We start from the raw sequence: 16,141 nt of genomic DNA on the forward strand, positions 1-16,141 counted from the left end.
CGAAATCGAATTCTAACGAATTACCGATTTCTGTCCCACTCTCTTTTCAGGCTTCCTTGATCAGTTCTTGCATGCTCTGTTTGTAGTAGTTGGTGCTGTCCTTGCAATCAAGAATGGATAGGACCTGAATGGCCTGCTCCATCTTTTCAAGACCAATTTCTTTCTCTCCCTTTCGATAGAGAAATTCTCCTTTGGCGTAGAGATAAACCGTCCGAAGGTAGGCTTCGTTTTCAGAGTAAAAGTGGTCGTTAATCAGATGGTCAAAATAAGATGCATCTTCAAATTCATTTGAACTAATGGCCAGAAAGAAGCCATTAAGAAAAATAGAGTTAAGGGCAGGACGAGAGGAGTCTAGGAGAAGTTTGAAATCCTCACGTTGAACCAACTCCTCTGTGTATTGTCGATAGAGCTGACTAGAGAAAAGAGGAGAGGTCAGGGAGAATAGGTTCAATTCAAAATTCCCCCAGATCGTGACAGAGAAGAGATAGTCATGGAGGAAATCTAGTTCCTCTTGGCTAACGGCTAACTCCACCTCAGGATAGTTGCCAAGCATTTGGGCCTTGAGAATAATGCTGGCTAATAAGTCTTCTTTTTTGTGATCTTTCTGATAGGCTAGCTGGTAGCTTTGGTACAAGGCTTGATCATGTTCCAAGCTCATGTTTTCATAGTGCTCTTTCAACAATTTGGGAATAAAAGAGTGCTGATCGATTCCAGCTAGATGGGAAAACTCACTGAGACTGGTTTTGATTTGTTGAAGGGCCTGAAAAAACCGTTGCGTCGTCAGGTCATTTTCCCCCCTTTCAAATCGAGATAACATGGAGCGCGAAAATTCACCACCTGTAGCCTCCTCTAAAGAGATGTGGCGACTTTCACGTATTTGCCGAAAAACTGCTCCGATTTCTTTCATGAATTCTCCTCTATCTAACATTGATCAATGCCCTAGCAAGTGACCATCTTTTGTTCAAGAGATGTGGGACCCTTGTGTACAACACCAATTTGCCTAGTCTCTGTATCTTTTTCATGATTATAACAAATTTTTGAGGAGACATCTTGGTTGAAGGGACAGCTTCATGATATACTAGTAGTATCTAGAAGATTTGAGGACAATAGAATGAATTTATTTACACAAGAAATCCGTAAAAATCCTGAAGGACTAGCATTTGCTCAAGAGTTGGATTTGTTAAGAGAATTGCAAAAGCGTAATCCAGAAATTCTTGATTTGAAGAATGTGACAGCGACAGGTCGAGTAGCTCATGATACAGGTCTTTATGTCTTGGATTACCAGTTGAACTACACCATCGTTTTGGCATCTAGTCGAAGCATGGAACCTGTTGAACTCCAAGAAAGCTACCCTGTGACAGAGGTGTTCGCTGAGGATGTACAGTCTGATGCAGATATCGAGGCTCTTGAGGAAGATCTGATTCTTCCTATTGAAGGGGGCAGAATTGACCTGAGTGAAAGCGTAGCGGATAATATCCTGCTTAATATTCCTCTCAAGGTCCTCACTCCAGAAGAGGAGGCTGGACAAGGGTTTATCGAAGGCAATGATTGGAAGATCATGACAGAGGAAGAGTACCAAGAAGCTCAAGCGATTAAGAAAGAAGAAAATAGTCCCTTTGCTGGTCTTCAAGGATTATTTGACGGAGAAGAATAATCTTTGACAAGAGGCTCGCTGAAGGAAGGTGAAGATAGGGTGCTGGAACAGGAATTGAATGTCCTTTTCTGGCAGTAAGTCGAAGCTAGAAATGATGCAGGTCAACAAGTAGTGAGAATTCTTGAAGCCAATGAATGAACTTCTAAAGCCGATGAGTAGAATCGATTGGAAAGTGTCTGAGAACTGTAACTCAGGCACTTTTTGTTCTTTGCTTCAAAGTAGATAGGAGCTATCTTTCTACATGAAGGGGCAGGGGATGATTTTCTACTTTCATTTGATGTCAAAAAATGGTAGAATATAGGCAAACTATAAAGAGGAGTGTCACATGACAAAAGCAAACTTTGGTGTTGTTGGTATGGCCGTAATGGGTCGTAACCTTGCCCTTAATATTGAATCTCGTGGATACACAGTTGCTATCTATAACCGTAGTAAAGAAAAAACAGAAGATGTTGTTGCTTGCCATCCTGAAAAGAACTTCGTGCCAAGCTATGATATTGAAAGCTTCGTAAATTCAATCGAAAAACCACGTCGGATCATGCTCATGGTTCAAGCAGGACCTGGTACTGACGCAACTATCCAAGCCCTTCTTCCACATTTGGACAAAGGCGATATCTTGATCGACGGAGGAAATACGTTCTACAAAGATACAATCCGTCGTAATGAAGAGTTGGCGAACTCAGGTATCAACTTTATCGGTACAGGTGTTTCTGGTGGTGAAAAAGGTGCCCTTGAAGGTCCTTCTATCATGCCTGGTGGACAAAAAGAAGCTTATGAATTGGTAGCAGATGTTCTTGAAGAAATCTCTGCAAAAGCACCAGAAGATGGTAAACCATGTGTGACTTACATCGGTCCTGATGGAGCTGGTCACTACGTGAAAATGGTCCACAACGGTATCGAGTATGGTGATATGCAATTGATCGCAGAAAGCTATGATTTGATGCAACACTTGCTGGGCCTTTCAGCTCAAGACATGGCTGAAATCTTCACTGAGTGGAACAAGGGTGAATTGGACAGCTACTTGATCGAAATCACTGCGGATATCCTTGGACGCAAAGAAGACGAAGGTCAAGATGGCCCAATCGTTGACTACATCTTGGATGCTGCAGGAAATAAAGGAACTGGTAAATGGACTAGCCAATCAGCGCTTGACCTTGGTGTGCCATTGTCACTCATTACTGAGTCAGTATTTGCACGTTACATCTCCACTTACAAAGAAGAACGTGTACACGCTAGCAAGGTGCTTCCAAAACCAGCTGCTTTCAAATTTGAAGGAGACAAGGCTGAGTTGATCGAAAAGATCCGCCAAGCCCTTTACTTCTCAAAAATCATCTCATACGCACAAGGTTTTGCGCAATTGCGTGTCGCTTCTAAAGAAAACAACTGGAACTTGCCATTTGCAGACATCGCATCTATCTGGCGCGATGGCTGTATCATCCGTTCTCGTTTCTTGCAAAAGATCACAGATGCATACAACCGTGATGCAGATCTTGCTAACCTTCTTTTGGACGAGTACTTCTTGGATGTAACAGCTAAGTACCAACAGTCTGTTCGTGACATTGTAGCTCTTGCTGTACAAGCAGGTGTACCAGTACCAACCTTCTCAGCAGCCATCACTTACTTTGATAGCTACCGTTCAGCGGATCTTCCAGCGAACTTGATCCAAGCGCAACGTGACTACTTTGGTGCTCACACATACCAACGTAAGGACAAAGAAGGTACCTTCCACTATTCTTGGTACGACGAAAAATAATTGTAGGTTATGACAAAGCGGATATTACTAGTAGAAAATGAAAAGAATTTAGCGCGCTTTATTGATTTAGAACTTCAAAAAGCAGGCTATGTAGTTGATTTGGTAGAACAAGGGGAAATCGCCTTGAAACTCCTGCAGGCTACAGAATATGATTTAATTCTTCTCAATTACGAACTAGAAGATATGAGTGGGGAAGATTTTGCTCAACGCCTGAGTAAGATTCGTCCTGCAGCAGTCTTGATTGTCTTAGATAGTCGTGAGAAAATTTCTGAGCATATGGAGAGTATCCAACGATTTGCAGTGTCTTATGTTATCAAACCATTCGTGATCAGTGATTTAGTTGAGAAAATCATCGCTATTTTTAGAGGCCGTGATTTTATTGACCAACATTGTAATCAGATGAAAGTTCCTACTTCCTATCGGAATTTACGAATTGATTTCGAGAATCATATGGTGTATCGGGGAGAGGAAGTAATTGACTTGACACGTCGTGAGTATGATTTGTTAGCGACTTTGATGGGAAGTAAGCATGTCCTTAGTCGGGAGCAATTGCTGGAGCGTGTCTGGAAGTATGAGAGTACAGCAGAAACCAATATCGTTGATGTCTATATTCGCTATCTTCGTGGAAAAATAGATCTCCCAGGACAAAAGAGCTATATCAAAACTGTCCGAGGTGTCGGCTACCAAATGCAAGAATAACAACATTCCCTTTGATGAGAAATCTCAAAGGGATTTTTTGTTTGTCAAAAAGGAAAAGGAAGGAAGAAGAAATTTTTTAAAATTTTTTTTAAAAAAATTTTAAAAAATTGTGAAAGGAGCAAACGTTTGCTTGTATTATAGGCTTTTCAAGAGCTTTATCTATAAAGATTGTGAATTAAAAATATAGATGTAAGGGCTTTACAAATGAAAAAAAAGTGGTATAATAGTAACCGTGATATGCAAACGTTTTCTTATATTCGGGCATTTCAATTTTATAAGGAGGTCGAATGATGAATAAACAATCATTCAAAAGTCTATTTAGCTTTGAATTTTGGCAAAAATTCGGTAAAGCGTTGATGGTGGTCGTTGCAGTTATGCCGGCGGCAGGTCTGATGATCAGTCTTGGTAAAACGATTGCAATGATTAATCCAGAACTTGGTTTCTTGGTAACTACCGGTGGTGTTCTTGAACAAATCGGTTGGGGAGTTATCGTTAACCTTCACATTCTCTTTGCATTGGCTATCGGTGGTAGCTGGGCAAAAGAACGTGCTGGTGGTGCCTTTGCAGCAGGTCTATCTTTTATCCTGATTAACCGTATCACTGGTGTGATGTTCGGTGTAACAGGAGATATGCTGAAAGATCCAAAAGCACAAGTTCATACTCTTCTTGGTGGATCTATCAAGGTTGCTGATTACTTTACGAGTGTTTTAGAATCACCTGCCTTGAATATGGGAGTTTTCGTTGGTATTATTGCCGGTTTTGTAGGGGCAACAGCCTTTAATAAATACTACAACTACCGCAAGTTACCAGATGCCCTATCATTCTTTAACGGGAAACGGTTTGTTCCATTTGTCGTTATCCTTCGTTCTGTAATTGTGGCTCTTGTCTTGTCATTCTTATGGCCAGTAGTCCAAACAGGAATTAACAACTTTGGTATCTGGATCGCTAACTCAAAAGAGTCAGCACCAATTATTGCACCATTTGCCTTTGGTACTCTAGAACGTCTTTTGCTTCCATTTGGTCTTCACCACATGTTGACCATCCCAATCAACTATACACAATTGGGTGGTACCTATGAAGTGCTTTCTGGTATCTCAAAAGGTTCGACTGTATTCGGTCAAGACCCACTTTGGTTAGCTTGGGTGACTGACTTAGGAAATACAAAAGTTTCTGATCCTGCTACTTACCAACACTTGTTAGATACCTTCACACCTGCTCGTTTCAAAGTAGGACAAATGATCGGTTCATTTGGTATCTTGATGGGGGTTGCTCTTGCTATCTATCGTAATGTAGACCCTGATAAGAAACACAAATACAAAGGGATGATGATTGCGACTGCTCTTGCAACCTTCCTTACAGGGGTTACAGAACCAATCGAGTACATGTTTATGTTTGTAGCTATGCCTCTTTACCTCGTATATGCAGTGGTACAAGGTGCAGCCTTCGCGATGGCAGATATCGTCAATCTACGTGTCCATTCATTTGGATCAATTGAGTTCTTAACTCGTACACCAATGACCATTAAAGCGGGTATTGGTATGGATATCATTAACTTCATCTGGGTAACTGTTCTCTTTGCAGTGATCATGTACTTCATTGCAAACTTCATGATCCAGAAATTTAACTACGCAACTCCTGGACGTAACGGAAACTACGAACAAGCTGAAGGAGATGCAGAAGCATCTGAAACTTCAGGTAAAGTGGCCGCTGCTTCACAAGCAGTTAATGTTATCAACCTTCTTGGTGGACGTGCCAACATCGTAGATGTGGATGCATGTATGACTCGCCTTCGTGTGACTGTTAAAGACGAAACTAAAGTTGGAACAGAAGAACAGTGGAAGGCTGAAGGTGCGATGGGACTTGTCATGAAAGGACAAGGGGTTCAAGCGATTTACGGTCCAAAAGCGGACGTATTGAAATCAGATATCCAAGATTTGTTAGACTCAGGTGAAGTGATTCCTGAAACTCTCCCAAGTCAAAAAGCATCTTCTCAACAAGCAGAAGTCAGCTTTAAAGGGGTGACAGAAGAAGTTCACTCAGTTGCTGAAGGACAAGTCATTGAATTAGAAAAAGTTCAAGATCCAGTCTTCTCACAAAAAATGATGGGTGACGGATTTGCAGTTGAACCAGCAAATGGTCAGATTGTTTCACCAGTAGCTGGTAAGGTGACAAGCGTCTTCCCTACCAAACACGCACTTGGTTTGGTAACAGAATCTGGTCTTGAAGTTCTCGTTCATATCGGTCTTGATACTGTAAGTTTGGAAGGAAAACCTTTCACAGTGAAGGTAGAAGAAGGTCAAACAGTGGCAGCGGGAGATTTATTAGTAGAAGCAGATTTGGATGCTATTCGTGAAGCTGGACGTGCAACGTCAACAGTTGTAGTCTTCACAAATGCTGCAGCTATTCAATCTGTCACTCTTACACAAACTGGTCAACTTCCAGCAGATGCTGTGGTTGCCAAGGTTGAATTATAATCTATGAGAGTCATTCCTTGTATCCATCGGATACAGGGAATTCTCTATTAGGAGAGTAGGATCATGAAATTTTTGACTTTGAACACTCATAGTTGGATGGAAGAAAATCCCCAACAAAAATTTGAGGACTTATTAACAGACATTCTTGAAAAGAAATACGATCTGATTTGTTTCCAAGAAATCAATCAGGCCATCGAAAGTCCAGTTGTTCCAGTTAATGACTTATATCATCCAACTCCTTCTGCGGAGCCGATCCATCAGGATCACTATGTTCGTTGTTTAGTTGAAAAATTAGAAGAAGAAGGATTAAGCTATCACTGGACCTGGGCTTACAACCATATCGGCTATGACCGTTATCATGAAGGCGTGGCGGTTCTATCACGTACCCCAATCCAGGCAAGCGAACTCTTGGTTTCAGATGTGAATGATCCAACAGATTATCATACACGACGGATTGCCATTGCAGAAACCCAAGTTGATGGGAAAGAAATTGCGGTTGCCAGTGTCCATCTATCTTGGTGGGACAAAGGTTTCCAACAAGAGTGGGCACGTTTAGAAGAGCGTTTCAGCCAATTGCAGAAACCCTTAATCTTAGCCGGAGATTTTAATAATCCAGCTGGTCAAGAGGGTTATGAGGCCATTTTAGCGAGTCCTCTAGCTCTTCAAGATAGCTTTATTGAAGCCCGTCAGACTAAGGGGACTTACACAGTAGGTCCTGGAATTGATGGATGGGATGATAATCAGGTACCTTTGCGGATTGATTATGTTTTCACTTCAAAAGAATGGGTTATCGAACGACTAGAAGTTGTGTTTGATGGTTCCAACCAACCTCTCGTCAGCGACCATTATGGTTTGTCAGCTGACTTGTATTTACCATAAGATTCAAATCCCTATGCCATTAGGAGGCTAGGGATTTTCTTTGTTTCGCTTTCTTTCACTTTAGCCCTAAATATGATAGAATAAAGTATTAAGAAACGATAAGGAGGGTGTCCATGCGGTGTCCAAAATGTGGCGGAAACAAGTCTAGTGTTGTAGATAGTCGCCAGGCAGAAGATGGGAAAACGATTCGTAGAAGAAGAGAATGTGATGAATGTCATCATCGCTTCACCACTTATGAACGAGTAGAAGAGCGGACTCTTGTTGTGGTGAAAAAAGATGGCACCCGGGAACAGTTTTCTAGAGATAAAATATTTAATGGGATCATTCGATCAGCTCAGAAACGTCCCGTATCGAGTGACGAAATTGAGGAAATTGTGGGTCGCATCGAACAAAAGATTCGAAGCCAGAGTGAAAATGAGATCCAGAGTGACTATATTGGATCACTGGTCATGGACGAGTTAGCAGAGTTGGACGAAATTACCTATGTCCGCTTTGCGAGTGTCTATCGTAGTTTCAAGGATGTTGGTGAATTGGAAAGTCTCTTAAAACAGATTACCAAAGGAACGAAGAAGAAAAAGGAAAAATAGATGAAGCCCAATACTTCATTTTCTTTCTTGAAGAATAATTATTTGGCGCCTACAGGAGCCTCCTTTACGCATCTGTATGGACCAATATTAGGTGTTCAAGCAAGTCAATTATATACTTTTCTGCTGAGTCTCTATGATCAGGGGAAAGAAAAACGGCTGATTGCTGTTGTTTTAAATCATCTGGATCTAGGTTTCGCTCATTTTCTCGAAAGTTTAGACCGCTTGATTGCCATGAATTTATTAGAGGTTTATGAAACAGAAGAAGGACTTCAGTTCCGATTTGTGCCTCCGCTAGAAGCAGATCAATTTTTTGCCAATGTTGCTTATCAGAAATTGCTGGAGAAAAAAATAGGAGAAGCGGCAGTTCGTGACTTGCTTCCTGAAAAACCAGAGGGCGAAAAACGGAAGGTGAACTTTGCCTCTGTCTTTGGGATTGATGGAGTTTCGACCCATCAGAAGAAAACATCTTCCTTCAGTTTGGAGCACTTTAAACAATTAATGGCGCGAGATGGTCTCCGTTTTGAGAACGAACAAGAAGACCTCTTGGTTCTCTATGCCATCACAGAAGAGAAGAATTGGACTTGGTATGAGACCTATCTCTTGGCCAAGGAGACAGCGGCTAATTTGATCATTTCGACCAAGCGGATGAGACAGAAACTAACCCAACAACCACAGGAAAACGGTAAGGATGAGTTCACTCCGCAGGAAAGAGCCATTATCCGAGAAGCTAAAAATAGGACTAGTCTCCAATTTTTAGCAGGAATTAAAAAAGCGCGTAAGGCTGTCGTGACCCAATCTGAGCGTAAGGTGATTTCTGATTTGGCCCAGTTAGGTCTCTTAGATGAAGTCATAAACGTGATTTTGCTCTTGACCTTTAATAAGGTTGCTTCTGCCAATCTCAATGAAAAATATGCTTTAAAGGTTGGGAATGATTTTGCGTATGAGGGGATTAAAACGGCCGAGGAGGCTGTCCTGAAGATCCGCCAGCGCCAAGACTCTCATACACAAAAAGCAAAAGAGAAAGCAACTAAGAGTGGACAAGCGACTGGAAAAACCAATGTTCCTAAGTGGAGTCAGCCTAACTATACCAATCAGACCAGCCAGGAAGAACAGGCTGATTTGGAACAACAAAAACGGGCCTTGCTCGAGAAATTAAATCAAGGAGGGGAGTAAATGGAGAGCGTAGGGAAAACCATATCCCAGATGAATCGATCACAGCAGTTCAATTATGAAGAATTGGTAGCTCAAATTCTCGCCGAACCTGAGATTGCAAACTTTATTCAAAAGGAAGCCTTGTCGGAAGCAGAAATCCGTCGCAGCATTTCCAAATTTAACCAATACATCAGTGAACGGAATCGTTTTGTCCTAGGGGATGAAGATTATATTGCAAGAGGGTATAAGCCTGTATTGGTCATGAATGAGGGCTATGCGGATGTTTCCTATGAAGAGACACCTGAGTTGATTGAGGCACAAAAACAAGCTGCTATCAATAAACGCTTGCAGTTGATTAACTTGCCAAGTACCTTGAAGGAAGCTTCCTTAGCGAAAGTCGACTTGGATGATCGGGGACGTTTTGGAGCCTTTGAAGAGTTGGCCAATTTTGTTGCTTCCTATCCTCAAGCTCGTAAAGGAATTTTTCTATACGGAGATTTCGGAGTTGGGAAAAGCTATATGATGGCAGCTCTTGCTCATGACTTGTCTGAAAAACGGCAGGCTTCTTCAACCCTCTTGCATTTTCCAAGCTTTGTCATCGATGTCAAAAATGCCATCAACACAGGGCAAGTTAAAGAGATGTTGGATCAGGTCAAGAAGGCTGAAATCTTGATTCTAGACGATATTGGGGCGGAGCAGATGTCGCCTTGGGTCCGGGATGAAGTCTTGCAAGTGATTTTGCAACACCGGATGCAGGAGATTCTTCCAACCTTCTTTACTTCGAATTTCAATTTTGAAGATTTAGAACGTCATTTTGCTACATCACGGAATGGAGATGAGACTTGGCAAGCCAAACGTGTCATGGAGCGAATTAAGTTCCTTGCTAAAGAAGTCCGCCTAGAGGGAGAAAATCGCCGATGAATACTATAATTGATTTGATGAAATCTCATTCTTCTGTCCGTCGCTTTAAGGAGGAGGACATCAAAGAGGATGACCTTTAAGCGATCCTAACAGCAGGACAGATGGCTTCCTCTTGGAAGAACTTCCAGTCTTATTCCATTATCTTAGTGAGAAGCCAGGAAAAGAAAGAGGCGCTTTACCAATTCGTCCCTCAGGAGGCGATTCGTCAATGCTCTGTTTTCTTACTGTTTGTAGGAGATCTCAACCGAGCTGAAAAAGGGGTTCGGATGCATACGGATCAATTCCATCCAGAAGGACCAGATAATTTATTGATTACTTCTGTAGATGCTGCCTTGGCAGGTCAGAATACCTTGCTGGCTGCTGAAAGTCTAGGCTACGGAGGAGTCATTATTGGTTTGGTTCGGTATGAAGCAGCTGAAGTGGCGAAACTATTTAACTTACCAGACTACACCTATCCTGTCTTTGGGATGGCTTTAGGAGTGCCAAATCAGAACCATCCTGTGAAGCCCCGCCTTCCTTTGGAAGCTGTTGTCTTCAAAGAAAGTTACCAGGAGCAGACTCCTGAAGTGATTGAAGCCTTTGATCGAGTACAGACTGCCTATGCTGGGGCACGGGCAACGGATACTTGGAGCCAACGTTTGGCTGCCCAATTTGGACAGGAAGAACCAGCTGCTACGGCAGAATTATTAAAGAAACACCAACTAGAAAAATAAGAGAAAAGAGGACACCATGGCTTTACCTACTGTTGCCATTGTAGGACGTCCAAATGTCGGGAAGTCAACGCTCTTTAACCGGATTGCCGGTGAGCGGATTTCCATTGTCGAGGATGTCGAAGGGGTTACTCGGGACCGTATTTATGCAACGGCTGAGTGGCTCAACCATCAATTTAGTATTATTGATACTGGCGGGATTGATGACGTGGACGCACCTTTCATGGAGCAAATCAAGCACCAAGCGGAGATTGCCATGGATGAAGCAGACGTCATTGTCTTTGTCGTATCTGGAAAAGAAGGGATTACCGATGCAGATGAGTATGTGGCTCGGATGCTCTACAAGACCCACAAACCAGTCATTTTAGCAGTCAATAAAGTCGATAATCCAGAGATGCGAACTGACATCTATGATTTCTATGCTCTTGGCTTGGGAGAACCCTTGCCAGTGTCATCTGTGCACGGGATTGGTACAGGGGATGTCTTGGATGCTATTGTTGAAAACCTTCCGACGGATCGGGAGCCAGAAAATCCAGATGTCATTAAGTTCAGCTTGATTGGCCGCCCAAATGTCGGAAAATCTAGTCTGATCAATGCCATCCTTGGGGAAGACCGCGTCATTGCCAGTCCTGTAGCAGGGACTACGCGGGATGCGATTGACACCCATTTCACCGATGCAGAAGGCCAAGAGTACACCATGATTGATACAGCCGGAATGCGAAAATCTGGTAAAGTATATGAAAATACAGAGAAATATTCTGTGATGAGGGCTATGCGGGCTATCGATCGCTCGGATGTGGTCTTGATGGTCTTGAACGCAGAAGAAGGAATCCGCGAGTACGATAAGCGGATTGCCGGATTTGCCCATGAAGCTGGGAAAGGGATGATCATCGTGGTCAATAAGTGGGATACCCTTGAAAAGGATAACCACACCATGAAGCAATGGGAAGATGATATTCGAGATCAATTCCAATACTTATCTTATGCACCTATTATCTTTGTCTCTGCTTTGACCAAACAACGCTTGCACAAGTTACCAGATATGATCAAGCAGATCAGTGAAAGCCAAAATACACGGATTCCTTCAGCTGTCTTGAACGATGTCATCATGGATGCCATTGCCATTAATCCGACACCGACAGATAAAGGAAAACGTCTAAAAATCTTCTATGCGACTCAGGTTGCTACCAAACCACCAACCTTTGTGGTCTTTGTCAATGAAGAAGAGCTCATGCACTTCTCTTATCTTCGTTTCTTGGAAAATCAAATTCGGAAAGCCTTTGTCTTTGAAGGAACCCCAATCCATTTGATTGCTCGGAAACGGAAGTAGGTATTTATGAAAATTTTGAAACAAGGACTCATGTTGGCTGTCCCATTCATTGTGTTTCTAGGACTAACAGCTTGTAGCATTGAAAGAGAAGAAACCTATGAGAAAAAAGATAAAGACATTCTTCTTCGAGTGACGATTCGACATAGAGCCAATCAAATGATCTCTGAAGAGTTTTGGGCTGATAATTTTAATGTAAATATTGAAGATGACTCTGAGTTCGAATATATTAAAAAAGAAATTGTTGAACCTAAAAAAGGAATTTCGGGCTATACAACAGATGTGAGTCGGACGAAAGAGGGTGGACTGATGATTCATACCAAGATCGTCTACCAAGACTTAGATGTTGAAGCCTTAAATAAAGCCAACGATGAGAAAAAAACGTTTGGAGAACTGGCCAACTATTCAGAACATATCAAAAATTTCAAAAAAGAAGGCTATAAGAGAATAAAATAAAAGGAACACACTTGGTGTTCCTTTTAGAATCTAAACAAACCATTTTTAACATAAAATAGCTAGCTATATTTCAAATAATGACTTTTATTTTTGGAGTCATTCAAGTAGATCTGAAACTTTCCGCCGTGAGAAAAGTGCTAGAAACAAGATTGTTTCTAGCACTCGGGAGTTTTGGAACCTTAGGTCCAAAACTAAGTCATGGAACTTCATAGAAGTTCGCTGACGTCCGTACTCACCTACGGGAAGTTTCTAAGAATACCTCTTCTTTAATTTGAATGGAAAAAGAAAAGTAGAGTAGGTGATAGTAAAATCAGGTATTGAATTCTTTACAATTCTTTGTCTTTTTTTTCTATTTTAGAGGGGATATGATATAATAAAGGGATAAACATAAGGTGGTAAATATGGCAAAATTAATTCCTGGTAAAATCCGTTCAGAAGGAATCCTTCTCTATGAAAACGGGAAAGTATCCCTACAGGAAATGAAGAATCAGTACCTCTATTTCAGAATTGACAATGAGTCCCTCCGCTATAGTCTAGATGATCAAGCAATTTTTTGTAGTTGTGAGTTTTTCCAGAAGAAAAAATTCTGTGTGCATTTAGCCGCAGGAGAAGCCTTTTTAAAAAATGATGAAGAAGGGAAGGAACTCTTGCTTGGTTTGGAGCAAGATGCAACAGAAAGTCAAGAAACAAAGGAAAAAGTATCTTTTGGAAGTTTGTTTTTAGATCAAGTCCTACCAAAAATTGAAAGCAAAGAAGTCCGTTTTGGTCTTTCAGCAACCGGTCATGTAGACGACTATTCCGGTCAGTTTTTGTGGACCCTTCGTATCTATCGCAGACCGGATGAGAGATCTTATGTGGTGCGGGATGTTGTAGCTTTTTTGCAAGCCATCAGAAAACAGTCCCATTTTGCGATTGGAAAAAGTTATTACGAGCCGATTTCCTATGCAGCCTTTGACCCTGAAAGTCGTGCCTTAATTCGATTCTTAGAAGGCTTGTTATCGGGAGATACGGTGCATGATGCCCTCTTCTTTCCAAATGGGGGTCGTCATCTTTACTTTTCAATGAGCTTCTTTGAAGAAGCTGTGCAATTATTGATGGACTTACCGTCCTTTACCCTTGAAGTCGGACTGGATACCTATCAGGAAGTATTCTTTCAAGAACTCCAGGAAGATTCCGGCTTGTTTTCTTTCCAAGTAGTGGAAATGAAGGAGTTTATCGAACTACAGGTCCAAGTGGCTTCCTATAAAATGGTGGAAGGTCGCTTTCTTTTGGCAAATGGCCATTTTTATCAAATATCACCGCTTCAAAAGATTTTGATTGAGGCTGTGCAGAGTTTACCCCTCTCCAGTGATCAGAAAAGACATGTTCAATTTGATTTGTCTGATCAGACCAAATTAACCTATAGCTTAGAGCAATTCAGGAAAATTGGTGAGGTGAAAGCACCAAGTAATTTCTATATTCACGATTTTCAACCTCACTTTGCTTTTGATTTATCGGAGCAAGGAGAAGTGCTGCTGGATCTAGTTTTTGTCTACGAGGACCGTATCGTTCGCTCAGAGAAAGAACTTAAGGATCTGCCTTATTCCAGTAATTTTGATAAGGAACGTTTGGTTTTTGAAACCATCTTGACAGCTGGCTTTACCAATCAATTTCAAACAAAACGAGCTCCTCTCCTTCCCAAGCAGATCTATCCCTTCTTTCAGCAGACCCTTCCCTTGTTTGAAGAACTGGGAGAGGTCGAAGTTTCGGATAAGTTGTTAGATCTGTATCAGGTTGAAAAGCCAAAGATTGCCATTCAAACCAGTGGTCGTCTCCTTGAGATTGGTTTTGAATTTGACTCCATTGATCCCTCTGAGGTTGAGCAAGTGATGAGTGCCTTGGTTGAGAAGAATGACTATTATATCAGTCAATCAGGAAAGGTTCTAATCTTTGATGAAGAAACCAAGCGGATCAGTCAGACTTTATTGAATCTTCGTGCAAAGAAGACAAAAACAGGTCAGTTACAAACCAATCGCATTGCAGCCTTCCAGCTCTCCGAGTTATTTGAGTCAGCTGACAATGTCCAATTTTCTGAAGAGTTTCGTCACTTGGCTCATGATTTGATTCATCCAGAGCAATTTCCATTAGGTAAGCTACAAGTAAATGCTAAACTTCGAGATTATCAGGAAGTCGGAGTCCGCTGGCTATCCATGCTCAATCACTATGGTTTTGGGGGGATTTTGGCAGATGATATGGGGCTTGGAAAGACCCTCCAGACCATTGCCTTTCTCTCAAGTGTTGCGACGTCGGATTCTAAGATTTTGATTTTAGCCCCATCTAGTCTAATCTATAATTGGAAAGAGGAGTTCGAAAAGTTTGCTCCACAAATGAAAGTGGAGGTTATCTATGGCCTCAAAGCAAGTCGCGACGAGGTGATTGCAAGCAACCCTCAGGTAGCGATTACCAGTTACGCTTCTTTCCGCCAGGACGTAGAGCAATACGAAAAAAATCAGTACCAATACTTAATCTTGGATGAAGCCCAGGTCATGAAAAATTCCCAAACCAAGATTGCTCAATACTTACGGAAATTCGATGTTCCTCATACCTTTGCTTTGTCGGGAACGCCAATAGAAAACCATGTAGAGGAACTCTGGTCGATTTTCCAAATTGTTCTTCCTGGTTTGTTTCCGGGTAAAAAAGAATTTAAACAATTGAGTCCAGCGACTATTTCTCAATACGTCAAGCCCTTTATCATGAGACGGAAAAAAAGTGAAGTCTTGCAGGAACTTCCAGATTTGATTGAGATGACCTATAAGAATGAATTGGCTGACGATCAAAAAACGATCTATTTAGCCCAGTTGAAACAAATGCAAGACCGCATTCTAAGCTCTTCTGAAGAGGAACTCAATCGCAGTAAGATGGAAATCTTATCTGGTTTGATGCGTCTTCGTCAGATTTGTGATACTCCATCCCTCTTTTTAGAGGACTATACTGGAGATAGTGGGAAGTTAGATAGCCTTCGAGAATTGCTAGAGCAGATCAAAGATGGAAACCAACGAGTGTTGATCTTCTCACAATTTAGGGGCATGCTGGATATCATTGAAAAAGAGTTGGATGCTCTGAAGATGACTTCGTTTAAAATCACAGGATCTACGCCAGCTAATGAGCGCCAAGATATGACCAACGCCTTTAACTCCGGTCAAGGAGATGCTTTTCTCATTTCCTTGAAAGCAGGTGGAGTTGGCTTGAATTTGACAGGTGCTGACACGGTTATTTTGGTTGACCTATGGTGGAACCCTGCGGTAGAAGATCAAGCCATTGGCCGTGCCCATCGAATGGGACAAGATAAGAATGTTGAGGTCTACCGGATGATTACTCGAGGGACCATCGAAGAAAAAATTCAAGAGCTCCAGACTAGCAAACGTCATTTAGTTTCTACCATATTAGATGGCACCGAAACGCGCTCCAGCCTTTCTATTGAAGAAATTCGGGAAATTTTGGGTATTTCGGTAGAATAACTTGAAAAATAAAATGAATAGTTTATAATTAATGG

At 41.7% G+C, this 16,141-nt stretch carries 12 protein-coding genes and 1 pseudogene; 12 read left to right on the forward strand and 1 reads right to left on the reverse strand.

Annotation, left to right across the window (positions count from 1 at the left end; all coding sequences use genetic code 11):
* Positions 1-46 precede the first annotated feature (46 nt).
* Positions 47-907 carry a helix-turn-helix domain-containing protein gene (locus ADF75_RS06195; protein ID WP_048789516.1) on the reverse strand — a complete coding sequence of 287 codons (861 nt, stop codon included), beginning with the start codon at positions 905-907 and terminating at the stop codon, positions 47-49.
* Between the two features lie 204 nt (positions 908-1,111).
* Here ADF75_RS06195 and ADF75_RS06200 point away from each other — a divergent pair, with 204 nt between their 5' ends.
* From ADF75_RS06200 to ADF75_RS06255, 12 genes and pseudogenes are all read left to right on the forward strand, one after another.
* A complete protein-coding gene (locus ADF75_RS06200; protein ID WP_048789517.1) occupies positions 1,112-1,654 on the forward strand; it encodes a YceD family protein in 543 nt (180 codons plus the stop codon).
* A gap of 325 nt (positions 1,655-1,979) precedes the next feature.
* Positions 1,980-3,404, forward strand: coding sequence for an NADP-dependent phosphogluconate dehydrogenase (gene gndA / locus ADF75_RS06205; protein ID WP_048789518.1), 1,425 nt, complete (start codon positions 1,980-1,982; stop codon positions 3,402-3,404).
* 9 nt (positions 3,405-3,413) lie between these two features.
* Complete coding sequence (locus ADF75_RS06210) at positions 3,414-4,103, forward strand: response regulator transcription factor (protein WP_048688364.1); 690 nt, start codon at positions 3,414-3,416, stop codon at positions 4,101-4,103.
* 290 nt (positions 4,104-4,393) lie between these two features.
* Positions 4,394-6,577, forward strand: a complete 2,184-nt coding sequence (locus tag ADF75_RS06215) for a PTS transporter subunit IIBC (RefSeq protein WP_048789519.1) — start codon at positions 4,394-4,396, stop codon at positions 6,575-6,577.
* Positions 6,578-6,640: 63 nt separating this feature from the next.
* The gene (locus ADF75_RS06220; protein ID WP_048789520.1) at positions 6,641-7,456 is read left to right on the forward strand and encodes an endonuclease/exonuclease/phosphatase family protein; all 816 of its coding nucleotides are present in this window, start codon (positions 6,641-6,643) and stop codon (positions 7,454-7,456) included.
* A gap of 113 nt (positions 7,457-7,569) precedes the next feature.
* The gene (gene nrdR / locus ADF75_RS06225) at positions 7,570-8,043 is read left to right on the forward strand and encodes a transcriptional regulator NrdR (protein ID WP_006595763.1); all 474 of its coding nucleotides are present in this window, start codon (positions 7,570-7,572) and stop codon (positions 8,041-8,043) included.
* Entirely contained in the window at positions 8,044-9,216 is a 1,173-nt protein-coding gene (locus tag ADF75_RS06230) for a DnaD domain protein (RefSeq protein WP_048789521.1), read from the forward strand.
* Complete coding sequence (dnaI, locus tag ADF75_RS06235) at positions 9,217-10,116, forward strand: primosomal protein DnaI (protein ID WP_048789522.1); 900 nt, start codon at positions 9,217-9,219, stop codon at positions 10,114-10,116. It begins immediately after the preceding gene.
* A pseudogene (locus tag ADF75_RS06240) lies at positions 10,113-10,829 on the forward strand (NADPH-dependent oxidoreductase). Before dnaI ends, ADF75_RS06240 begins: the two are co-directional and overlap by 4 nt.
* A gap of 16 nt (positions 10,830-10,845) precedes the next feature.
* Positions 10,846-12,156, forward strand: a complete 1,311-nt coding sequence (der, locus tag ADF75_RS06245) for a ribosome biogenesis GTPase Der (protein ID WP_006595767.1) — start codon at positions 10,846-10,848, stop codon at positions 12,154-12,156.
* A 6-nt stretch (positions 12,157-12,162) separates the two neighbouring features.
* Positions 12,163-12,609: a hypothetical protein gene (locus ADF75_RS06250; protein ID WP_048789523.1), complete on the forward strand. Its 447-nt coding sequence runs from the start codon at positions 12,163-12,165 to the stop codon at positions 12,607-12,609.
* Positions 12,610-13,010: 401 nt separating this feature from the next.
* The gene (locus tag ADF75_RS06255) at positions 13,011-16,106 is read left to right on the forward strand and encodes a DEAD/DEAH box helicase (protein ID WP_048789524.1); all 3,096 of its coding nucleotides are present in this window, start codon (positions 13,011-13,013) and stop codon (positions 16,104-16,106) included.
* Positions 16,107-16,141 lie beyond the last annotated feature (35 nt).

This window comes from Streptococcus sp. 1171_SSPC (genome assembly GCF_001069335.1).
In the GTDB taxonomy this organism is placed as follows: Bacteria; Bacillota; Bacilli; order Lactobacillales; family Streptococcaceae; genus Streptococcus; species Streptococcus xiaochunlingii.